Source organism: Micromonospora sp. WMMD712 (assembly GCF_029581295.1).
GTDB lineage: Bacteria > Actinomycetota > Actinomycetes > Mycobacteriales > Micromonosporaceae > Micromonospora > Micromonospora carbonacea.
This window is the reverse complement of the sequence record NZ_CP120743.1, coordinates 1404932-1426227: the sequence shown is the minus strand read 5'-3', so window position 1 is coordinate 1426227 and position 21296 is coordinate 1404932. Positions and strand designations below refer to the sequence as shown.

Genomic DNA, 21296 nt, shown 5'->3' with positions numbered 1-21296 from the left:
GTCCGGGGCGACCCCGGTGGACAGGCGCGCCCGCCGTCCGGAGTCCCCCTCGGCCCCCGGACGGCGGTGGCCGCTCAGCAGACGATCCGCAGCGGCTGCTCCAGGATCGCGACGAACTCCCGCATCCACTGCGCGGCGAGCGCGCCGTCGACGGCCCGGTGGTCCACCGAGAGGGTCACCCGCAGCACGGTGGCGACGGCGAGCTCACCGGCGTCGGTGACCACCGGCTCGCGGCGGGCCGCGCCGACGGCGAGGATCGTCGCCTGGGGCGGGTTGAGGATGGCGCTGAACTCCTCCGCGCCGTACATGCCGAGGTTGGTGACGGTGGCGCTGCCGCCCTCCAGCTCGTGCTGGCGCAGCGCGCCGCGCCTGGCGCGGTCGGCGAAGTCGCGGGTGGCGGCGGCCACCGCGGACACGCTCATCCGGTCGACCCCCCGCAGCACCGGGGTGACCAGGCCGCCCTCGGTGGCGACGGCGACGCCGAGGTCGACCTCGCCGAACATCCGCATCCCGGCGTCGGTCCAGCCGACGTTGACCTGCGGCACCGCCAGGTGCGCCTGGCCGACGGCCTTGACGACCAGGTCGTTCACCGAGATCTTCACCGGGGCGGCGGCGTTGAGTTCGGTACGCAGCGCGAGCAGCGCGTCCACCCGGGCGCTGCCGCGCAGGTAGAAGTGCGGCACGGTGGACTTGCTCTCGGTCAGCCGCCGTGCGATGGCCCGTCGCAGCCGGGAGTGCGGCACCAGCTCGTCGTCGCCGTCGGGCGTCCCCGCCGCGCCCTGCGGGCCGGGCACGGCCGCCGGGGCCGCCGGCTGTGCCGCCCCGGTGGGGGAGTGGCCGGCCGGGGCGGCCGGCGGCGCGGGGGCGGCGGCGGGCGGCGCGACCGCCGGGGCCGCGGCGCGGGCGGCGGCGATCGCGGCCTCGACATCGGCCCGGACCACCCGCCCCTGCGGGCCGCTGCCGCGCAGGGTGTCGAAGGGGATGCCCGCCTCCCGGGCCAGCTTGCGGGCCAGCGGGCTGGCGAAGATCCGGCCGGCGCCGGTCGCGGGGGCCCCGGCGGGCGGGGGCGTCGCCGGGGCGGCGGCCACCCCCGCCGGGGCCGACCGCGGCGGGGCGGGCGCGGGTCCCGGCGCGCCCGCCGCCGCCGTCGTCGGTGCGGGGGTGGGCCCCGGCGTCGGGCCGGTCGCGGTGCCGAGGCCGAGCCGGGCGAGGGCGGCGTCGACGTCGTCCACCGTCTCGCCGGGGGCCGCGATCAACGCGATCGGGGCGCCGACGGCGACGTCGGTCCCCTCGGGCACCAGGAGACGGACGACCGCGCCCGGCGCGGGCGCCTCGACGTCGACCACCGCCTTGGCGGTCTCGATGGTGGCGATCACGTCACCGGCGGCGAACTCGTCGCCCTCGGCCACCGGCCAGCCGGCCAGGACCGCCTCCTCGGTGTTGGCCGCGATCTCGGGCATGCGCAGCAGGTCAGCCATGGTTGCCACCGTCCGTGAGCGTGGTGAGGCCGCGCACGACGTCGTCGACGTCGGCGATGGCGGCGCGCTCCAGCACCTTGCTGATGCTGGGGGAGGCGACGCCGCCGGTGACGCGTTCGACCGGCGCGTCGAGCCAGTCGAAGTAGCGGCGCTGGATCTCGTCGGCCAGCCAGCCGCCGTACGAGGTGCCCAGCGCACCCTGCTCGGCGATGAGCACCCGGTTGGTCCTGCGGACGCTCGCGCCGATCGTGTCCCAGTCGATGCTGGCCCGGTCCAGCCAGCGCAGGTCGATCACCTCGGCGTCGATGCCGGTGCGGTCGACCGCCGTGAGCACCCGGTCGGTCATCGCCAGGTAGGTGAGCACGGTGGCCGCCGAGCCGGCACGGCGGACCGCGGCCCGCCCGACCGGCAGGCAGTAGTCCCAGTCCTCGGTGGGCCCGTCGCCGGTGCCGGTGTAGAGGTCGACGTGCTCCAGCACCACCACCGGGTCCGCGCAGCGCAGCGCGGCGTTCATCAGGCCGACGTAGTCGAAGGGGGTGGAGGGGGCGACGATGCGCCAGCCGGGGGCGGTGGCGAAGACGCCCGCCGGGTCCATCGAGTGCTGCGAGCCGTACCCGGTGCCCATGGCGACCTTGGCGCGCAGCACGAACGGCACCGCGTCGTCGCCGCCGAACATGTGCCGGGCCTTGCCGATCTGGTTGAAGATCTGGTCGGCGGCGACCCACAGGAAGTCGGCGTACATGAACTCCACGACGGGGCGGAACCGGCCGTCCAGCGCCAGCCCGCCACCCAGGCCGGCGAAGGCGTTCTCGCTGATCGGGGTGCCGAGGACCCGGTCGGGGTAGCGTTCGGCCAGCCCCCGGGTGGCGCCGTTGGTGCCCCCGGCGAGGCGGTGCACGTCCTCGCCGAGGACCACGACGCGCTCGTCGGCGGCCATCCGGCGGTCCATCACCCCGGCGACCGCGTCGATGAACTTCACCGGCGCGGTGGCGCCGTAGCTGTCGCGGTCGACGGTGCGGGCGGTGGCGAACTCCGACAGGTCGCCGCGCACGCCGACGTCGACGAACGCCGGGTCGGGCCACTCGGCGGGGCGGATGCGCCGCTCCTGCGGCTTGCCGCCGGGGGCGGGTTCGAGCAGCAGGTCGCCGCTGTCGGCGAGGAGCTGCTTGGCGCGCGCCACGGCGGCCCGCTGCTGCTCGGGGGAGAGGATGCCGCGCCGGGCCAGGTGCCCTTCGAGCTGGTCGATCGGGTCGCGGGCCCGCCAGGAGTCCTCCTCCTGGCGGGTGCGGTAGCGGAACGCGCTGCCCGGGAAGGGGCCGTTCTGGTGGTAGTAGCGGTAGACGTCGGCCTCCACCAGGGTCGGGCCCCCGCCGGCCCGCATGTGCTCCACCGCCTCCCGCATCGCCAGGTACACGGCGAGCACGTTCATGCCGTCGACCCGGTAGCTGCGGATGCCGAAGCCGGGGCCCCGGGCGGACAGGCGCGGCTCGGCGGTGGACTCCTCGACGGTGGTGGACACCGCGTAGTGGTTGTTCTCGACGAAGAAGCACAGCGGCAGCCGCCAGGCGGCGGCCAGGTTGAACGTCTCCAGCGTCGAGCCGATGTTGATCGCGCCGTCGCCGAAGTAGGTCACGGCCACGGCGTCGGTGCCGGCGCGGCGGTGCGCCCACGCGCTGCCGGCGGCGAGCGGCACGCCGCCGCCGACGATGGCGTTCGTGCCGATGGCCCCGGCCTGCTTCCACTGCAGGTGCATCGAGCCGCCCCGGCCGTGGCTCCAGCCCCGGTCCAGGCCGCAGATCTCGGCGAGGGTGCGCAGCACGACGTCGCGCACCTCGGGCGAGTAGTCGGCGCCCGGGTCGATGCCCTTCGGCTCGACGTGGGCGAGCGCCTTGGCCAGGAACTGGTGGTGGCCCCGGTGCGAGCCGTTGACGGTGTCCCCGGCGTGCAGCGCGAGCACCGAGCCGACGGCCCCGCCCTCCTGGCCGATGCTGGAGTGGGCGGGGCCGTGCACCAGCCCCTCGGCGGCGAGCTGGAGCACGTACTGCTCGAAGGCCCGGATCAGGACCAGCTGGCTGTACATGGACGTCAGGAGTTCCGGCGCGGCGGCGTCCCAGTCGGCGTCGGTGACGGCGAACTCGACCCACGGCTGGTCCGGCGCGAGTGGGCGGCGCTCAGGCATGTGGCTGCACCCCTTCCGGGCTCAGGCTGCGGCGCGGCTGGCCGCACCGCCGAAGTCTCACACTAAATGGATCCATTCTCAAGGCCAGCCTCCGCTTCTTTTGGGTCAAGGTGGGTGGTAGGAAGGAAGAAATGGATCCATTAGGGGGTTGGTATGGCACTGCCGGGGCTGCGCGGCGTCGATCACATCGGCTTCACCGTGCCCGACCTGGACCAGGCCCGACGGTTCCTGGTAGAGGTGCTCGGCTGCGAGTACCTCTACTCGGTCGGGCCGTTCCGGCACGACGACGACTGGATGGCCGAGCACCTGGCCGTCCACCCCCGCGCGGTCATGCGCCGGCTCGACTTCTACCGCTGCGGCGGGCAGGCGATCTTCGAGGTCTTCCGGTACGAGGCCCCCGACCAGCAGCCCGACCCCCCGCGCAACAGCGACGTCGGCGGCCACCACGTCGCCCTCTACGTCGACGACCTCGACGCCGCCGTGGCGCACCTGCACGCCCACGGGGTGCGGGTGCTCGGCGCGCCGACCGCCAGCTCGGGGCCGAGCCGGGGGCAGCGGTGGGTGTACTTTCTGGCCCCATGGGGAATGCAGTTCGAGCTGGTGTCCTATCCCGACGGCAAGGCGTTCGACCGGGCCGGGCCGGCGGCGCGGGACGCGCGTGGTGACTGACGACGCCGCCGACGGCGCGGCGAGCGTCCGGGTGGCCGCCTACCTGCGCCAGGCCATCCTCGACGGCGAGCTGCCCCCCGGGCACCGGATCCGCCAGCACGAGGTCGCCGAGCGGCTCGGGGCCAGCCGGCTGCCCGTGCGGGAGGCGCTGCGCATGCTCGCCGCCGAGGGGCTCACCGAGCTGGAGCCGAACAAGGGCGCCCGCGTCCCCCGGCTCGGCCCGCACGAGCTCGACGTCGTCTACCGGATGCGGGAACGGCTCGAACCGCTGGCGCTCGCCGAGAGCCTGCCCCGGCTCGACGACGCGGACCTCGCCGAGCTCACCGCGGTGCAGGACGCCATCGAACGGCACACCGACGTCACCGAGTTCCTGCGCCTGGACCGGCAGTTCCACCTGCTCAGCTACTCGCGCTGCGACACCGAGCCGCTCGCCGGGGTCGTGGTGCGGCTGTGGAACTCCACCCAGTACTACCGGCGGACGTACATGACGCTCAGCGGCGAGTCCCGCCGCTGGGTCGTCAACGCCGAGCACCAGCTGCTGCTCGACGCCGTGCGCCGCCGCGACCCGGTGGACGCCGGACGGGTCCTGGAGGGCCACATCCGGCGCACCCGGGTCGAGCTGTCCCGGCACCCCGAGATCTTCACCGACCGACCCACACCGCCTTGAGGTTGCAGAACTCGCGGATCCCCGCGGCGGCCAGCTCCCGGCCGTACCCGCTGGTCTTGACGCCGCCGAAGGGCAGCTCCGGGTAGGAGGTGGTCATGCCGTTGACGGTGACCGCCCCCGACTCCAGCTCGGCGACGCACCGGGCCCGCTCGGCCTCGTCGGTGGTCCAGACGACCGCGCCGAGGCCGAAGGCGGTCGCGTTGGCCAGGTCGAGCGCGGCGTCGAGGTCGGGCACCCGGTAGACGGTGGCCACCGGGCCGAAGGTCTCCTCCAGGTGCAGCCGCATCGACGGGTCGACGTCGGCGAGCACCGTCGGCGGATAGAACCAGCCCGGCCCGTCCGGCCGCGCGCCGCCGGTGAGCACCGTCGCGCCCCGGGCCACCGCGTCGGCGACCAGCTCCTCCAGCTCCGCCCGGCCCGACTCGGTGGCGATCGGGCCCACGTCCGTGCCGGGCTCGGCCGGGTCGCCGACCCGCAGCGCCGCCATCCCTGCGGCGAACGCCGCGACGAACTCGTCGTAGACGTCGGTGTGCACGATGAACCGCTTCGCCGCGATGCAGGACTGCCCGTTGTTCTGGCAGCGGGCCCGCACCGCCGTGGCCGCCGCCCGCGCCACGTCGGCGCTCGGCAGCACCAGGAACGGGTCCGAGCCGCCCAGCTCCAGCACGGTCTTCTTCAGCGCGTCCCCGGCGATGCGGGCGACCGACCGGCCGGCCGCCTCGCTGCCGGTCAGGGTGGCCGCCGCGACCCGGTCGTCGCGCAGCACCCCCTCGACCTGCGCCGCGCCGATGAGCAGGGTGGCGAACGCCCCGCGCGGGAAGCCCGCCCGGGTGAACAGCCCACCGAGGTGGAGCGCGGTCTGCGGCACGTTCGACGCGTGCTTGAGCAGGCCGGCGTTGCCGGCCATCAGGGCCGGCGCGGCGAAGCGCAGCACCTGCCAGACGGGGAAGTTCCACGGCATCACCGCCAGCACCACGCCCAACGGCTGGTAGACCGAGTAGGCCGTGGCGGCCCCGACGGCGGCGGCGTCCGCCGGCTCCGGGGCCAGCATCGCCTCGGCGTGCGCGGCGTAGAACCGGCAGCCGTACGCCGCCTTGCGCACCTCCGCCTCGGCCGAGGCGAGGGTCTTGCCCATCTCCCGGGTCATCGTCGCCGCCAGCGTCGGGGCGTCGGCCTCCAGCAGGTCGGCGGCGGCGCGCATCCAGCCGGCCCGCTCGGCGAAGGTGGTATGGCGCAGGGCCTTCGCCGCCCGCTGCGCGTCGGCCAGGGCCTGCTCCACCTCGGCGTCGGACATCGGCGGGTACGTCCGCTCGACGACCCCGGTGGCCGGGTTCAGCGTCGCGATGGCCATCAGGCGTCTCCCGCCGGGCGGTTGTTGACGTGCGACTGGGCGTGGCGCTGGGTCGGCAGCGGCCCGGCGGTCGTGTAGTAGCGCTGGCCGGCGACCAGCAGTTCCTCGGCGGGGAACTTGGTGATGACCTCGGCCCCGTCGGCGGTGACGACCAGCTCCTCCTCGATGCGCGCCGCGCCCACCCCGTCGGCCGACGGCCAGTACGTCTCCAGCGCGAACACCATCCCCTCCTGGAGCACCTCCGGGTGCTCCAGCGACACCAGCCGGCTGAAGATGGGCTTCTCCCAGATCGACAGGCCCACGCCGTGCCCGTACTGGAGGGCGAACGCCGCCTCCTCGTCGGCGAAGCCGAACTCCTGCGCGGTCGGCCACACGCTGACGATGTCGGCGGTGGTGGCGCCGGGCCTCACCAGCTCGATCGCCCGGTCCATGTACTCGCGGCACCGCTTGTACGCGTCGACCTGCGCCCGCGACGCGCTGCCCACCGCGAAGGTGCGGTAGTAGCAGGTGCGGTAGCCCATGAAGCTGTGCAGGATGTCGAAGAAGGCCGGGTCGCCGGGGCGCAGCAGCCGGTCGCTGAACACGTGCGGGTGCGGCGAGCAGCGCTCGCCGGAGATCGCGTTGACCCCCTCGACGTGCTCGGAGCCGAGGTCGTAGAGGCGCTTGGCGACCAGGCCGACGGTCTCGTTCTCCCGCACCCCGGGGCGCAGGAAGCCGTACAGGTCGTCGTAGGCGGCGTCGACCATCGACGCGGCGGTGGTCAGCAGGGTGATCTCGTCGGGCGTCTTGATCCGGCGGGCCTCCAGGAACACCTGCTGGCCGTCGACCACCTCGATCCCCTTGGCGCGCAGCGCCTGGAGGATGGGCATCTCCAGCACGTCCACCCCCACCGGGGAGGTGTGCAGGCCGTACCGCTCCAGCTCCTCGTAGATCTTCTGGGCGACGGCCTCGGCGACGCCCGAGTCGGGGTGGAAGGCCCCGCGCAGCACCGAGATGCCGGCCCGCGCGCCGCTGGTGCCCCGCGCGCCCTCGGCGACGTCGTCGCCGGTGCGGTAGTCCAGCCACGGCGCGTAGAGCTGGTGGTGGCGGGCCGCCGAGCCGAAGTCCCACAGCACCGGCTCGCCCCCGCGCGGCAGCAGCGCGAACCGGATCAGCTTGTCCATCGCCCAGGTGCCGATGTGGGTGGCCGTCATGTAGCGGATGTTGTGGAAGTCGAAGGTGAGCAGCGCGCCGACCTCCGAGCCCTGGAGCTGGTGCTTCAGGCGGGCCAGCCGCTCCCGGCGCAGCCGGTCCATGTCGACGCGGCTCTCCCAGTCGACGACGTTCATGCCGAACGTGGCAGTCCCCATGGTTGGTGTTCTCGCTTCCTGGTCAGGTACCGGCCGGTGCCGGCGGCTGGGTGGTGGTCCCGGGTGGGCGGCGCGGGGGTCAGCCCGGTGGGGCCAGGCCCGACGCCTGCGCCTGCACGGCGAAGAGGGAGAGCAGGTCCCGCTCGCCCAGTCCCCGGCCGATCGCCGCCTGGACGAGCTGGTGGGTCAGGCCGGCGACGGCCATCGGCACCTCGTGCTCGCGGGCGGCGGCCAGCCCGAGGTCGAAGTCCTTGCGCAGCAGCGCGGTGGTGAAGGTGGGCGTGAGGTCACCGGCGGCGAGCGCCGGCGTCCGGTCGCGCACCCAGGGCGAGCCGACGACGGTCTCGCCGAGGAAGCGCAGGAACGCCTCCCGGTCCGCGCCGCCCTTCTCGGCCAGCGCGGTCACCTCCGCCAGCGCCTGCACCAGCACCCCGAGGTAGAGGTTGTGGCAGAGCTTCACCAGCCGGCTCTGCTCGCCGTCGCCGACCCGCACGGCGGCCCGGCCGATCCGGCCCAGCAGCGGCTCGGCGACGGCGAACTGCGCGGCCGGCGCGGAGGCGACGAAGCAGGCCCGGCCGGCGGCCACCACGGCCGGGTTGCCGCTGACCGGGGCGGCCACGAAGCCCACCCCCGCGTCGGCGGCGAGCTGCCGGGCCCGCGCCGACGCGGCCGCCGACACGGTGGAGCAGTCGACCACCACCCGCAGCCCGTCCGGGCGGGCCAGCAGCCCTTCGGGGCCGTCGAGCACGGCCAGCAGGTCGGCGGAGTCGGAGACCGCCACGAACACCACCTCGCAGGCGGCGAGCGCGGCGGGCGTGGCGGCGGCCACGGCCCCGTCGGCGACGAGCGGCCCGGTCCTGGCCGGCGTCCGGTTCCAGACGGTCAGGCCGACGCCGGCGGCGAGCAGCCGCCGGCCGATGGCCGTGCCCATCCGGCCGGTGCCGAGCAGGCCGACGGACTCACGCATCGCCGGCCGCCGGGTCGATCCGGGTGCCGGCGCAGAGCCGGTCGCCCAGGTACTCCCAGTCGCGGCTGAACCGGTATGAGTGCTGCGCCGGCGGCTGCGGGGCCTGCGTCTCGATCCACCGGGTCCGGCCGTCGGTGCGGTTGTAGAAGGCGTGTTCGCAGCCCGACCCCGTCCAGAGCACGTCGCCGGGGCGCAGCACGAACCGCTCGCCCTCGACGACCGCCTCCGTCTCGCCGTGGGTGAAGACGTACGCCTCCTCGAACGGGTGGTCGTGCGGGTGCGCCACGGCGGTGGGCTGGTACTCGACCATGAACATGGTGTGCAGCTGGGCGTTGGTCCGCTGGTCGGCGAGCATCCGGATGCCGATGCCGCTGTAGGCCAGCAGCGCCGTGGCCATGCTCGCGGACACCTCCGGCGCGGCCGGGTCGCTGCCCCGGGCCAGCCGGCCCAGGTCCATCGAGCCCTCGTCGAAGCGGAAGAAGTTGCGGTTGCGCGGGTCGCGCAGGTCCACCGGCTCGGCCCGGCCGGCGGAGATCTCCTCGGGCAGGAAGAACGTGTCCCGGCGGCGGTTGCCGGGCAGCAGCCGCACCGGCGCCGACATCTCCAGCCACCGGGCGCCGGCGTCGCCGGTGGTGAGCTGGTGGGCCACCGCGACCGGCACCACCGCGCAGTCGTCGCGCCGCAGCGCGATGCTCTGGCCCAGCATGGTCAGGGTCAGCTCGCCGTCGAGCAGCCAGAGGCTCTTCTCGTACGAGTGCACCGCGGCGTCGACGCGCCCGCCCGGGTCGAGGACGCCGACGCTCATCGTCATGTGGTGCGAGCCGTACTGGCGGCCGACGAGGTCCTGCCGGCGGAATCCGGTGCTGTGCCCGAGGTGGTCGGGCGGGATGCTGGCCAGCGTGTCGTCGATGCGGGAGACGTGGTACACGGTCTGCCTTTCTCTGGCTGCCGTCGGCGGACGGCCGGGCGTGACGGTGCGGCTAGGCGGTGCCCAGGGCGAGCAGGCCCCGGCGTCGGCGGCGACCCCGCAGCAGCGGCACCAGGGCCGCGGCGACGACGAAGCTGCCCTGGATCCAGTACTGCCAGGCGAGGCTGACCGACAGGAAGCTCAACGAGCTGGTGATGGTCTGCAGGAACAGCGCCGTGGCGAGGGTGGCCAGCGCCGACCCGTTGCCGCCGAAGACGCTGGCCCCGGCCAGCACCACGGCCGTCACCGAGGCCAGGGTGAGGGCCTGGCCGGTCGAGGCGTCGCCGATGCCGGTCTGCGCGTAGAGCGCCAGCCCGCCGCCGGCCGCCAGCGTCCCGCCGAGCAGGTACGCCAGCAGCCGCGTCGGCACGGTCGCGACGCCCATCCGGGACGCCGACAGCGCGTCCGAGCCGGTGGCCCGCAGCGCCCGGCCGGCCCGGGCCCGGCGCAGCAGCAGGTGCCCGGCGACGCCGACCAGCACCACGACGACGAACACCACCGGCACCCCGGCGACCGTGGTGCCCAGCGCGGCCAGCAGCGTGTCGCCGGCCTGCCCGCCGGGCAGCGGGCGCAGCAGCTGCGCCAGCCCGACCACGCCGATCGAGGTGATCAGGGTGGCCACCACCGGTGGCAGGTTGACCCGGGTGACGAGCACCCCGTTGAGCAGGCCGACCGCCGCTCCGGCGGCGAGCGCCACCAGCACGCCCACGGCGAACAGCGCGGGCGGGCCGGCGCCGAAGAACGACACGGCGACCACGCTCAGCGCGACCACCGAGCCCACCGACAGGTCGATGCCGCCGGTCATCACCACCACCAGCTGCCCGAGGCTGACCAGGGCCAGCGAGGCGGCGGCCAGCAGGAGCTGCCCGACGGACAGCGAGCTGAGGAAGGCCGGCGCCCGGGCGGCGGTCACCGCGCCGAGCACGACGGTGAGCAGCAGCATCAGCGCGGCCTGGGACTCGCCGCCGAGCAGCCGCCGGCGCGGGCCCGGCCGGGGCCCGGCGGCCGGCGCGGCCACCGCCTGCTCGGTGGCGAGCACCGCCGCGCCGGTGATGTCCCGCTCGGAGAGCGTGGCGGCGGAGAGCTCGGCGTGGACGCGTCCCCGGGAGAAGACCAGGACCCGGTCGCAGAGCCCCTCCAGCTCCACCGCGTCGGTGGAGAGCACGACGACCGCCGTGCCCTGCCCGGCGAGTTCCCGCAGCACCCGGTAGATCTCCAGCCGGGCCCCGGCGTCGACGCCCTGGGTCGGGTCCTCCACCAGCAGCACCGCCGGACGGCCGATGCTGGCGCGGGCGAGCAGCACCTTCTGCTGGTTGCCGCCGGAGAGCGTGTTGACCGGGGTCTCCAGGCTCGCCGCCTTCACCCGCAGCGCGCCGACCGCCGGGGCGACCAGCGCCCGTTCCCGGGCGGGCACCAGGAGGGTGCGCAGCAGCGACACCCGGGGCAGCGCGAGCGCGTCGACGTTCTCCCGGATGCTGAGGTCGCCGAAGACGGCCTCCCGCAGCCGTTCCCCGGAGAGGAAGGTGACGCCCCGCCCGGCCGCCGCGGCGGGGCCGGTGAGGGCGACCGGACGGCCGGCGACGGTGACCCGGCCGTGCGAGCGGACCAGCCCGGCCAGCGCCCGCAGCGCCTGGCGCTGCCCGTTGCCCTCCACCCCGGCGAAGCCGACGATCTCGCCGGCCGACACCCGCAGGGTCAGGTCGGCGAAGCCGGCCCCGCGCAGCCCCTCGGTGGCCAGCACGACGGGCGCGCCGTCCAGGTCGGGCTTGGCGGGGAAGGTGGTGTCCAGCGACCGGCCGACGATCAGCTCGACGATCTGCTCGTCGGTGTGCGCGGCGACCGTGCCGCCGCCGACGACCCGCCCGTCGCGCATCACGGTGAGGGTCTGCGCGATCTCGCGGATCTCGGGGATGCGGTGGGTGATGTAGACGACGGCCGTGCCGGCCGCCACGAGCTGCCGGATCCGGTCGAACAGCCAGGCCGTCTCGTCGGGGCCGAGCGCCTCGGTCGGCTCGTCGAGGACCAGCACCCGCGGGTCGGTGGCGAGCGCGGCGGCGATCTCGACCAGGTGCGCCTCGCGCATGGTCAGCTCGCTGACCAGCCGGTCGGCGTCGATGTCCAGGCCGAGCCCGCGCAGGTGCGCGGCGGTCCACGCCGACGCCGCGCCGACGCGGGGCCGCACCTGCTCGGGCAGGAGCACCAGCATCGACTCGGCGACGGTGAGCCCGCCGGCCAGCGCCGGGGTCTGGTAGACCAGCGCGAGCCCGTTCTCCCGGGCGAGGGCGGGGGTCAGCGCCGGATAGTCCCGGCCGCCGATGCTGATCCGGCCCTCGTCGGGGGTGACGGAGCCGGCGGCCACCCCGACGAGGGTGGACTTGCCGGCCCCGTTCTCGCCGAGCACGGCGTGGACCTGACCCGGCGACACGGCCAGGTCCACGCCGTCGAGGGCCCGTACGCCCGGATACTGCTTGACGATCCCCGTCAGCGTCAGCGCGGCGTCCCGTACGGTCGTCATCTCGTGGGTGTCCAATCAGCCCTGGAAGAGGGTGGCGAGCTGGGCGGTGTCGAGCTGCGAGGACGGCGGGGCGTCGTTGGGCAGGTCCGCCTTGCAAGCCTTGTCCGGGGTGACCGCGCCGCCGGCCCCGCCGGTGGAGTCCTCGAAGAGGTCCAGTTGCAGCCGCGACGGCTCGGCGTCGGCCTTGCCGTTGACGACGGCGACGCCCTTGCGCAGCGCGACCCGCCCGATCCAGGTGCGGGAGGAGACGGTGGCCAGCTCGTAGCCGCCGTTCTTGGCCTTCAGCGCGGTGAAGCCGCAGCTCAGCTCGTTGTCGTCGGTGGTGGCGATCGGCACCAGCGGCCGACCGGCGCTCTGGTACGCGCGCAGCACGCCGGTGGCGGCGGCCCCGTAGTCGCTGATGACGCCGTCGATCTTGGGGTACTTGGCGAGCAGGCCGCTCATCGCCTGCTGCTCCATCGCCGGGTCCCAGTTGGTGGTCACCGGCTCGTCGGTCAGCAGCTTCACCTGCGGCGCGCCGGCCAGCACCTTCTTGATGCCGGAGAGGTGGGCCTGGGAGACGGGGTTGCCGGCGGGGCCGCCGAGCATCACGATGTTGCCGCCGTCCGGGCCGAGCCGGTCGATCATCCACTTGGCCCACACCTCGCCCAGGTACGGGGTGTCCCAGTCGACGTAGTCGAAGTAGTCGCTGCCGGGCTTGCCCTGCGGGTCGGCGGCGATCGGGAGGACGGTGACCCCGGCGTTGGCGGCGGCACGCAGCGCGGACAGGTGGGCGGGGCCCGGCCCGGCGTCGGGGATCACCAGCAGGACGTTGACGCCCTTGCTGGCCATGCTGGTGATGCCGGCGAGGGTGGACTGCAGGTCGCCCCGGCCGGCGACGTACTCGACGCCGCTGATCGCCGGGCACTTGCGGGCCTCGTCCTTGATCTCGGCCCGGACGATCTTGGACCACGAGTTGGTGCCGAGGCCGTCGACGAGGCCGACCTTGACCGGCTTGTCGCCGCAGACGGAGGCCATCGCGGCGGCGGCCGAGAGCGGGCCGGCGTTGCCGACGGCGACCTGCCCGGCGGCGCCCGGGTCGCCGCCCGGGGCGGAGGCGGTCTTGTTGGTGGTGGAGCAGCCGGTGACCGCCAGGACGGCGGCGGTGCCCAGGGCTATCGCGGTGGCGAGGGAACGCCGGTGTGTCGACATGAGGGACTCCAGGGGTGGGGGCATCGGCGGGACGGCGAGGGCCGTTCCGCGCGGGGTGAACCGGTCGGGTCAGGTGGGATTGCGGCGGATCGCCCGGCGGCGCAGCCGGGTGGCGATGCTGAGCTGCACCACGATGCCGACGCCGATGATCACGGACTGCACGATGTTCTGCACGGCCGTGGTCTGGGTGTAGGTCTGGACGAGCTGGTTGAGCTGGCCGAGGAAGAGCGCGCCGAGCGCCGTTCCGGTGAGGCTGCCGCGCCCGCCGGTCAGCGCGGTGCCGCCGAGCACCACGGCGGCCACCGACGGCAGCAGGTAGGCGTCCCCGGCGGAGCTGGTGGTGGTGCGCAGGAACCCGGCGAGCAGGACGCCCGCGCCGCCGGCGAGCAGCGCGGACAGCGCGTACGCCGAGATCGTGTACCGGCGGGTGTTGATGCCGGCGGCGTGCGCGGCCAGCCGGTTGGCCCCGACGAGCTCGAAGCGCCGGCCCACGACGGTGCCCTTGAGCACGAGCTGCGCGGCCACGATGACGACGGCGGCCACCAGCACGAGGTGGGGCACGCCCAGCGTGCGCCCGACCGCGAACTCGGTGAGGGCCGGCGGCGCCTGGGCGCTGTAGCCGCCGGAGAGGAACTGGACCAGGCCGATCAGGACCGCGTTGACGGCGATGGTGACGACCAGCGGCGGCAGCCCGAAGGCCGTGACGACGAGGCCGCTGACCAGCCCGGCGAGCAGCGTCGCGGCCAGTGCCACGGCGATCGCGGTGCCGAGGCCCCACTGCGCGGCGTCGCCGTAGCGGGCCACCACGAGGGCGCCGAGGGAGATGCCGCCGGCCACCGACAGGTCGAGCCCGGCCTGCTGGACGACGAGGGTCTGCCCCACGGCGACGATCGCGGTGAGCGCCGCGAACGGCAGCATCGCCAGCAGGGCGGTGCGGCCGACGCTGGCGCCGGAGAGCACGGCGCTCACCGCGAACAGCACGACCACGGCCGCCGCCGCCCGGCTCGTCGGCCAGCCGAGCAGGCGGGGGCCGAGCGGGTCGGTCGCGCGCACCGCGACGGGCTGCGGCGCGGCGCCGGCGAGGGGCAGTCCGAGCAGGCTCATGCCAGGTTCAGCTTCGGTTCGGGCTGCCACCGGCCGCCGATCTCGGCGCCCGCCATCGAGCCGATCACGTGGTCGCGGGACGCCTCGGCGAGGGCCCGCAGCCGGTCGAGGTCGACGCCGACGAGCCTGCCGTCGCGCTTGACGAACCGGCCGTCGACGAGCACGTCGCGGACCAGCCCGGGGTGGGCGGCGTAGACGATGGTGCCGAACGGGTTGTTGACCGGCGTGGTGGCCAGCGTGTCGCCGGCCAGGACGACGATGTCGGCGGCCTTGCCGACCTCCAGCGAGCCGGTGACGTCGCCGAGGCCGTTGGCCCGCGCGCCCTCGATGGTGGCGAAGCGCAGCACGTCGGAGCAGGCGAGCTTAACCCGCTCGGGGGCCTCGCCGGCCTCGACGGCCGCGTGGTTGTCGGTGGCCCGCTGCACGGCCAGCGTCGTGCGCATCGTGGTGAACATGTCGCCGCCGATGGAGCTGCACACGTCGACCGAGAGCGAGGGCTGGACGCCCACCGCCAGCAGCCGGCCGGTCGCCGGCCAGCCGTGGCCCATCTGCATCTCCACGTCGGTGGCGACGGAGGCGCTGCCGCCGGTGTCGGCGATCAGCTTCAGCTCGTCCTCGGCGAGGGTGTTGCAGTGCACGTAGGTCGTGGTGGGGGCGAGCAGCCCGGCGGCGTTCATCCGGTGGACCGGCCTGGTCTTGCCCCAGTGCCCGTCGCCGACGTGCACCGAGACGCGCAGGTCGAGTTCCCGGGCGAGCGCGAAGTCGGCGACGGTGACGTCCATCGTCGAGAACTGGGGGCCGCGCAGGGCCAGGCCCAGGGTGACCCGGCCGTCGTTGGCGGCGAACCGGCCGGAGCGCAGCCGGCGTACGTCGTCGGCCGGGTGCGGCACCGGCGACGGCATCACGCCGCCCCACTGCGGCGCGCCGCCGCCGTGCGAGAAGACGGCCCGCAGGCCGGCCTCCTCCAGGGCGTCGATCGCGGCGTCGGTGTGCTCCGGGGTGAAGAGGTTGTGCGACCAGTCGAGCAGGGTGGTCACGCCGGAGTCCAGGGCCTCCAGCGCGCCGATCAGGTTGCCCGCGTAGGTGTCCTCCGGGCGGAAGTACCGGCTGAGGCCGGCGTGCAGGCCGACGAGGTACTGGTCGAGGGTCCAGTCCGAGGCGATGTTGCGGACGACGGACTGCCAGGTGTGCCGGTGGGTGTCGACCAGGCCGGGCATCACGATCCGGCCGCTGACGTCGATCCGCTCGGCGTCGGGGACGTCGAGGTCGCGGCCGATCGCGGCGATCCGTCCGTCCCGGACGAGGACGTCACCGGGCCACAGCACCTCGTTGGGGCCGGCGCAGGTGACGACGATTCCGCCGGCGAGAAGCAGGTTGGGCATGTAAGGGACCTCCACAGACGCCCGCAGGGGGGTGGTGTGTGTGTCCGATCCGGGAGTGCGGGACGGTGGATCGGCGGTCCCCATGATGCGATCGCCGTCACAGGCGTGTCAAGTCTTGTTTAACATCCTGTTGACGGACACTTATCGCGGTGGATCGCTACCGGGCCGGCGGGCCGCCAAGGCCGGGGTCCCGGTGCCGCAACACCAGCCACACGGCCCTCATGTCCACGCTCCCGTTGTTCTCGAACAGGTGCGGACGGGACGAATCGATCGTCAGGCTGTCGCCGGCCCCGAGGGTGACCTCCTCGAAGCCGACCTTGCAGGTCAGCTCGCCCTGCATGACGTGGGCGCACTCCAGGCCGCTGTGCCGCTGGTAGCGCCCCGAGTCGCTGGAGCTCGCCCCCGGCGGGTAGGTGACCAGCATGAACTCCACGCCGTCCTGCTCGTTGTGGCCGAGCTGCTCCCAGACGACGCCGGTCTCCATCTCGATGCGTCGCCGGTTGCCGGCCCGGACCACGAGCAGCTCGGACCCGGTCGGCGCGGTGCCGCCGCCCCACGCGGGCGGCCCGGCCGTCGGCGCGGGGGGCTGTTCCGGGGGCGACTGGGCGCCGGAGAAGAGCTCGTCCATCGACAGGTCCAGGGCCTCGACCACGGCGTAGAGCGTGGGGATCGAGGAGCGCGACCGGCCGTTCTCCAGCAGCGAGAGCATGCTCGCCGAGACGCCGACCTTCTCGGCGAGCGCGCGCAGGGACATCCCCCGGGCCTGCCGCGCGGCGCGGATCCGGCCGCCGACGGCGTCCAACTCGGTCACGTTGAGTGCCCCTTTACAGCTCTCGAATCACGTTGAAGTGTGCTCATCTTACGGCCCGACGGGGGGACGCGGGGGCACCGGCCCGCCCCGACGGGCCTCCGCGGCCCGCGGCCGGCAGCCGGCCGGGTCAGCCCTTCAACGGGTACGGGATGAAGGTGCTGCGGTTCTCGTCCAGGTCCAGCCGGCCGGTGATCGGCGCGGCGGCGCGCTGCGGGCAGGTCATCCGCTCGCAGGTCTTGCAGCCGGGGCCGATCGACGTGGTCGCGTCGGCCGCGTACAGGTCGATCCCGGCGGAGTAGACCAGCCGCTCGGCGTGCCGGGTCTCGCAGCCCAGCCCGATCGCGTAGACCTTGCCCGGCTGGTTGTAGCCGCCGTGGTGCCGGGTGATGGTGCGGGCGATCCACAGGTAGCGCTGCCCGTCGGGCATCGCCGCGACCTGCACGACGACCCGGCCGGGGGAGCTGAACGCCTCGTAGACGTTCCACAGTGGGCAGGTGCCGCCGGTCAGCGAGAACGGGAAACCCGTGGCGGACTGCCGCTTGGACAGGTTGCCGGCCCGGTCGACCCGGACGAACGAGAACGGCACCCCCCGCGCGCGGGGCCGTTGCAGGGTGCTGAGCCGGTGGCAGACCGTCTCCCAGCCCATCGCGAAGTGCTGGGTGAGCAGGTCGATGTCGTAGCGGCGCTGCTCCGCCGCCGCCAGGAACCGCTCGTAGGGCAGGATCAGCGCGGCGGCGAAGTAGTTCGCCAGGCCGACCCGGGTGAGGATCTGCGTCTGCACGTCGTCGAAGCGCTCCTCCTCCACGATCTCGTCGATCACGTCGGCGAACTCCAGCAGCGCGATCTGCGCCGCCATCCGCATCGCCTCCTGCCCGGCCCGCAGCGACGTCGACAGGTGCAGGGTGCGGGTCTGCGGCCGGTAGCGGTGCAGCTCGTCGCCGAGCAGCGTGGCGTCGTCGCGGCGCACCTGCACGCCGTGCCGCTCGGCGAGCCGGTCCTGCAACGCGGAGCGCACCTCGCCGCGGCGCAGCCCGATGGCCGCCGCCAGCCGCTCCGCCGCCTCGTCGAGGTCCGGCACGTAGTTCTGCCGCCGGTAGAAGAACTCGGTCACCCGGTCGTGCGGGCTGCGCCCGATCGTCTCCCGGTCGCCGAGCAGCTCCGCGAGCTGCTCGTCGGCCTGCCGGGAGCGCCGGTGCAGGTCGAGGACGGCCTCGGCGACCTCCGGCAGCCGGGTCGCCAGCTCGGTGAGGTCGGCGACGCTCGGCCGCCCCGGGAGCGCCTCGCGCAGCCCGGCGACCAGCCGCGGCGTGTCCCGCGGGGCGAACACCGTCGGGTCGACGCCGAAGACCTCGGTGATCCGCATCAGCACCGGCACCGTCAACGGGCGCGCGTCGTGCTCGATCTGGTTGAGATAGCTGGGGGAGATGTTGAGCAGGCGGGCCAGGTGCGACTGGCTCAGCGCGCGGTCCTCGCGCATCCGGCGCAGCCGGGCGCCCGCGAAGGTCTTGCTGATCGCGCTCACCTCCTCGTCGCTCTTTCGGCAGCCCAGCACCGTTGGCAGGCTGCAAATATAACCCTTCGCAACTTCGCAAGACGGGGCGCGAACTTCTCAGAACTTGGCTTCTTCCGCCCCTCGACCACGCCGCCGACGCCGTGTGACCGTGGGCGACACGCCGGACGGGCACCGCGGTCACGCCGCTGGGCGGCACGACGGAGCGCCGGCGTCACGACAGCCGAGGAGACGACATCATGCAGAACGCCGTGGAGAAGTTGCGGACCGAGTGGGCGACCGACCCCCGCTGGCAGGGGGTGCGCCGCGGCTACCGCGCCGAGGACGTGGTGCGCCTGCGCGGGGCGATCCAGGAGGAGCACACCCTGGCCCGGCACGGGGCGCAGCGGCTGTGGCGGCTGCTGCACAGCGAGGACTACGTGCACGCGCTGGGCGCGCTCACCGGCAACCAGGCCGTGCAGATGGTCCGGGCCGGGCTGAAGGCGATCTACCTCTCCGGCTGGCAGGTGGCCGCCGACGCCAACCTCGCCGGGCACACCTACCCCGACCAGAGCCTCTACCCCGCCAACTCCGTGCCCGCCGTGGTGCGCCGGATCAACAACGCCCTGCTGCGCGCCGCCCAGATCACCACCGCCGAGGGCGACGGGGACGGCACCGACTGGCTGGCCCCGATCGTCGCCGACGCCGAGGCCGGCTTCGGCGGGCCGCTCAACGCGTACGAGCTGATGACCGCCATGATCGCGGCCGGCGCGGCGGGCGTGCACTGGGAGGACCAGCTCGCCGCCGAGAAGAAGTGCGGCCACCTCGGCGGCAAGGTGCTCGTCCCCACCGGGGCGCACGTCCGCACCCTGGAGGCGGCGCGGCTCGCCGCCGACGTCGCCGGGGTGCCGTCGGTCGTCATCGCCCGCACCGACGCCCAGGCCGCCACGCTGCTGACCACCGACGTCGACGAGCGCGACCGGCCCTTCGTCACCGGCGAGCGCACCGCCGAGGGCTTCTACCGGGTGCGCAACGGCATCGAGCCGTGCATCGCCCGGGGCCTGGCCTACGCCGCGCACGCCGACCTGCTCTGGATGGAGACCTCCACCCCCGACCTGGAGACCGCCCGGCGCTTCGCCGAGGCGATCAAGGCGGAGCACCCGGACCAGCTCCTCGCCTACAACTGCTCGCCGTCGTTCAACTGGCGCAAGCACCTCGACGACGCCACCATCGCCAAGTTCCAGCGGGAACTCGGCCACATGGGCTACAAGTTCCAGTTCATCACCCTGGCCGGCTTCCACGCCCTCAACTACTCGATGTTCGACCTGGCCCGCGGCTACGCCGCCGACGGCATGCCCGCCTACGTGTCGTTGCAGGAGCGGGAGTTCGCCGCCGAGCCGGCCGGCTACACCGCCGTCAAGCACCAGCGCGAGGTCGGCACCGGCTACTTCGACCTGATCAGCACCGTGCTCAACCCGGCCGCCGAGACCACCGCCCTGCGCGGTTCCACCGAGGAGGAGCAGTTCGCATGAGATACGAGATCATCGGTCCGCTGGCCGACCGGTTCGACGAGGTCCTCACCCCGGCGGCGCTGGAGTTCCTGGTCGAGCTGGACAGCGAGTTCGCCGCCCGCCGGGTGGCCCTGCTCGACACCCGCCGCGCCCGTCGGGACCGGTACGCCACCGGCCAGCTCCCCGACTTCCTCCCCGAGACCGCCGCGATCCGCGCCGACCCGACCTGGCGGGTGGCCCCGCCCGCGCCCGGCCTGCTCGACCGGCGGGTCGAGATCACCGGGCCGCCCGACCGCAAGATGACCGTCAACGCGCTCAACTCCGGGGCCCGGGTGTGGCTCGCCGACTTCGAGGACGCCACCTCGCCGACCTGGCACAACGTCGTCGCCGGCCAGCTCAACCTGATCGACGCCCTGGACCGGCGCATCGACTTCACCGACGCGCGCGGCAGGCGCTACGCCCTCGGCGACGAGCTGGCCACGATCGTCGTGCGGCCGCGCGGCTGGCACCTCGTGGAGAAGGGCATCGCGGTGGACGGGCGGCCCATCCCGGCCAGCCTGGTCGACTTCGGGCTCTACCTGTTCCACTGCGCGCGGCGGCAGCTCGACGCGGGCGCGGGACCCTACTTCTACCTGCCGAAGCTGGAGAGCCACCACGAGGCGCGGCTGTGGAACGACGTCTTCGTCTTCGCCCAGCAGCGCCTGGGCCTGCCGCGCGGCACCATCCGGGCCACCACCCTCATCGAGACGATCACCGCCGCCTTCGAGATGGAGGAGATCCTCTACGAGCTGCGCGAGCACTCGGCGGGCCTGAACGCCGGGCGGTGGGACTACATCTTCAGCGTGATCAGGAACTTCGGGCAGTGGCCGGACTTCGTCCTGCCCGACCGGGCCGAGGTCACCATGACGGTGCCGTTCATGCGGGCGTACACCGAGCTGCTCGTGGCCACCTGCCACCGGCGGGGCGCACACGCCATCGGCGGGATGGCCGCGTTCGTCCCCAGCCGGGACCCGCAGGTCAACGAGGTGGCCCTGCACCGGGTGCGGGCGGACAAGCGGCGCGAGGCCGGTGACGGCTTCGACGGCTCGTGGGTCGCCCACCCGGGGCTGGTCGCCGCCTGCCGGGAGGAGTTCGACGCGGTGCTCGGCGAGCGCCCGCACCAGCTCGACCGGCTCCGGGACGCCGTCGCCGTCGCCGCCGCCGACCTGCTCGCCGTCGACAAGACCCCCGGCCAGGTCACCGCCGCGGGCGTGCGCGCCAACATCGCGGTCGCGCTGCGCTACATCGACGCGTGGCTCGGCGGCGCCGGGGCGGTCGCCCTGTGGAACCTGATGGAGGACGCGGCGACCGCCGAGATCGCCCGCTGCCAGGTGTGGCAGTGGCTGCACCACGGCACCCCGCTGGCCGACGGCGGCTGCGTGACCGACGAGCTGGTCCGCAGCATCCTCGCGCAGGAGCTGGCCGAGCTGGTGACGGGGCGCGGGGCCGCCGACCGGGAGCGCGCCGAGCGGGCCGCCCGCGTCGTCGAGGACACCGCGTTCGGCGAGGACCTGCCGGCGTTCTTCACCACCGGCGCGTACGCCCGGCACCTCGGCCCGGGCCGTCGGCCCGCGGCGTCGGCGCGCTGAGCCGGACCATCCGCCGCCGACGCGGTGGCGGGCCGGTC

General features: G+C 74.4%; 16 protein-coding genes. 4 read left to right on the top strand and 12 right to left on the bottom strand.

Going from position 1 to position 21296, the window contains the following annotated elements; genetic code table 11:
• Positions 1 to 74 precede the first annotated feature (74 nt).
• Both O7633_RS05840 and O7633_RS05835 read right to left on the bottom strand, forming a co-directional pair.
• Entirely contained in the window at positions 75 to 1478 is a 1404-nt protein-coding gene (locus O7633_RS05840) for a 2-oxo acid dehydrogenase subunit E2 (RefSeq protein ID WP_282326597.1), read from the bottom strand.
• Entirely contained in the window at positions 1471 to 3657 is a 2187-nt protein-coding gene (locus O7633_RS05835; protein ID WP_282326596.1) for an alpha-ketoacid dehydrogenase subunit alpha/beta, read from the bottom strand. The genes O7633_RS05840 and O7633_RS05835 overlap by 8 nt, the downstream gene beginning before the upstream one ends.
• Positions 3658 to 3810: 153 nt before the next feature.
• Between O7633_RS05835 and O7633_RS05830 the strand changes: the two genes are divergently transcribed.
• The gene (locus O7633_RS05830) at positions 3811 to 4326 is read left to right on the top strand and encodes a VOC family protein (RefSeq protein WP_282326595.1); all 516 of its coding nucleotides are present in this window, start codon (positions 3811 to 3813) and stop codon (positions 4324 to 4326) included.
• On the top strand, positions 4319 to 4993 hold the full coding sequence (locus tag O7633_RS05825) for a GntR family transcriptional regulator (RefSeq protein WP_282326594.1): 675 nt from the start codon (positions 4319 to 4321) through the stop codon (positions 4991 to 4993). The genes O7633_RS05830 and O7633_RS05825 overlap by 8 nt, the downstream gene beginning before the upstream one ends.
• Here O7633_RS05825 and O7633_RS05820 read toward each other — a convergent pair.
• The 10 genes from O7633_RS05820 to O7633_RS05775 all read right to left on the bottom strand — a co-directional run bounded on the left by O7633_RS05820 (position 4968) and on the right by O7633_RS05775 (position 18182).
• Positions 4968 to 6344 carry an NADP-dependent succinic semialdehyde dehydrogenase gene (locus O7633_RS05820; protein ID WP_282326593.1) on the bottom strand — a complete coding sequence of 459 codons (1377 nt, stop codon included), beginning with the start codon at positions 6342 to 6344 and terminating at the stop codon, positions 4968 to 4970. The genes O7633_RS05825 and O7633_RS05820 overlap by 26 nt on opposite strands.
• A complete protein-coding gene (locus O7633_RS05815) occupies positions 6344 to 7693 on the bottom strand; it encodes a M24 family metallopeptidase (protein ID WP_278135954.1) in 1350 nt (449 codons plus the stop codon). The genes O7633_RS05820 and O7633_RS05815 overlap by 1 nt, the downstream gene beginning before the upstream one ends.
• 79 nt (positions 7694 to 7772) lie before the next feature.
• Entirely contained in the window at positions 7773 to 8660 is an 888-nt protein-coding gene (locus O7633_RS05810) for an NAD(P)-dependent oxidoreductase (RefSeq protein ID WP_282326592.1), read from the bottom strand.
• Entirely contained in the window at positions 8653 to 9588 is a 936-nt protein-coding gene (locus O7633_RS05805) for a cupin domain-containing protein (protein ID WP_282326590.1), read from the bottom strand. The genes O7633_RS05810 and O7633_RS05805 overlap by 8 nt, the downstream gene beginning before the upstream one ends.
• Positions 9589 to 9640: 52 nt before the next feature.
• Positions 9641 to 12142 carry an ATP-binding cassette domain-containing protein gene (locus O7633_RS05800; protein WP_278135951.1) on the bottom strand — a complete coding sequence of 834 codons (2502 nt, stop codon included), beginning with the start codon at positions 12140 to 12142 and terminating at the stop codon, positions 9641 to 9643.
• 15 nt (positions 12143 to 12157) lie between these two features.
• A complete protein-coding gene (locus tag O7633_RS05795) occupies positions 12158 to 13333 on the bottom strand; it encodes a substrate-binding domain-containing protein (protein WP_282326589.1) in 1176 nt (391 codons plus the stop codon).
• A gap of 69 nt (positions 13334 to 13402) precedes the next feature.
• The gene (locus O7633_RS05790; protein ID WP_282326588.1) at positions 13403 to 14437 is read right to left on the bottom strand and encodes an ABC transporter permease; all 1035 of its coding nucleotides are present in this window, start codon (positions 14435 to 14437) and stop codon (positions 13403 to 13405) included.
• On the bottom strand, positions 14434 to 15819 hold the full coding sequence (locus O7633_RS05785) for an amidohydrolase family protein (protein ID WP_278135948.1): 1386 nt from the start codon (positions 15817 to 15819) through the stop codon (positions 14434 to 14436). Before O7633_RS05785 ends, O7633_RS05790 begins: the two co-directional genes overlap by 4 nt.
• A gap of 157 nt (positions 15820 to 15976) precedes the next feature.
• On the bottom strand, positions 15977 to 16630 hold the full coding sequence (locus O7633_RS05780) for a cupin domain-containing protein (RefSeq protein WP_282326586.1): 654 nt from the start codon (positions 16628 to 16630) through the stop codon (positions 15977 to 15979).
• Between the two features lie 127 nt (positions 16631 to 16757).
• Positions 16758 to 18182 carry a short-chain fatty acyl-CoA regulator family protein gene (locus O7633_RS05775; RefSeq protein ID WP_282326584.1) on the bottom strand — a complete coding sequence of 475 codons (1425 nt, stop codon included), beginning with the start codon at positions 18180 to 18182 and terminating at the stop codon, positions 16758 to 16760.
• Between the two features lie 197 nt (positions 18183 to 18379).
• On the opposite strand from O7633_RS05775, the gene aceA reads away from it, so the two are divergent.
• Together aceA and aceB are read left to right on the top strand one after the other, a co-directional pair.
• Positions 18380 to 19651 (top strand): isocitrate lyase, encoded by a 1272-nt coding sequence (aceA, locus tag O7633_RS05770; protein ID WP_282326583.1) that lies wholly within the window; start codon positions 18380 to 18382, stop codon positions 19649 to 19651.
• Entirely contained in the window at positions 19648 to 21258 is a 1611-nt protein-coding gene (gene aceB, locus O7633_RS05765; protein WP_282326581.1) for a malate synthase A, read from the top strand. The genes aceA and aceB overlap by 4 nt, the downstream gene beginning before the upstream one ends.
• Positions 21259 to 21296 lie beyond the last annotated feature (38 nt).

Bases quoted from the DNA above. Each gene is read 5' to 3' on its own strand.
- aceB (WP_282326581.1), top strand. From the start codon at position 19,648: ATGAGATACGAGATCATCGGTCCGCTGGCCGACCGGTTCGACGAGGTC.
- O7633_RS05835 (WP_282326596.1), bottom strand. From the start codon at position 3,657: ATGCCTGAGCGCCGCCCACTCGCGCCGGACCAGCCGTGGGTCGAGTTC.
- O7633_RS05785 (WP_278135948.1), bottom strand. From the start codon at position 15,819: ATGCCCAACCTGCTTCTCGCCGGCGGAATCGTCGTCACCTGCGCCGGC.
- O7633_RS05830 (WP_282326595.1), top strand. From the start codon at position 3,811: ATGGCACTGCCGGGGCTGCGCGGCGTCGATCACATCGGCTTCACCGTG.
- O7633_RS05820 (WP_282326593.1), bottom strand. From the start codon at position 6,344: ATGGCCATCGCGACGCTGAACCCGGCCACCGGGGTCGTCGAGCGGACG.
- aceA (WP_282326583.1), top strand. From the start codon at position 18,380: ATGCAGAACGCCGTGGAGAAGTTGCGGACCGAGTGGGCGACCGACCCC.
- O7633_RS05815 (WP_278135954.1), bottom strand. From the start codon at position 7,693: ATGGGGACTGCCACGTTCGGCATGAACGTCGTCGACTGGGAGAGCCGC.
- O7633_RS05795 (WP_282326589.1), bottom strand. From the start codon at position 13,333: ATGTCGACACACCGGCGTTCCCTCGCCACCGCGATAGCCCTGGGCACC.
- O7633_RS05810 (WP_282326592.1), bottom strand. From the start codon at position 8,660: ATGCGTGAGTCCGTCGGCCTGCTCGGCACCGGCCGGATGGGCACGGCC.
- O7633_RS05790 (WP_282326588.1), bottom strand. From the start codon at position 14,437: ATGAGCCTGCTCGGACTGCCCCTCGCCGGCGCCGCGCCGCAGCCCGTC.
- O7633_RS05800 (WP_278135951.1), bottom strand. From the start codon at position 12,142: ATGACGACCGTACGGGACGCCGCGCTGACGCTGACGGGGATCGTCAAG.
- O7633_RS05840 (WP_282326597.1), bottom strand. From the start codon at position 1,478: ATGGCTGACCTGCTGCGCATGCCCGAGATCGCGGCCAACACCGAGGAG.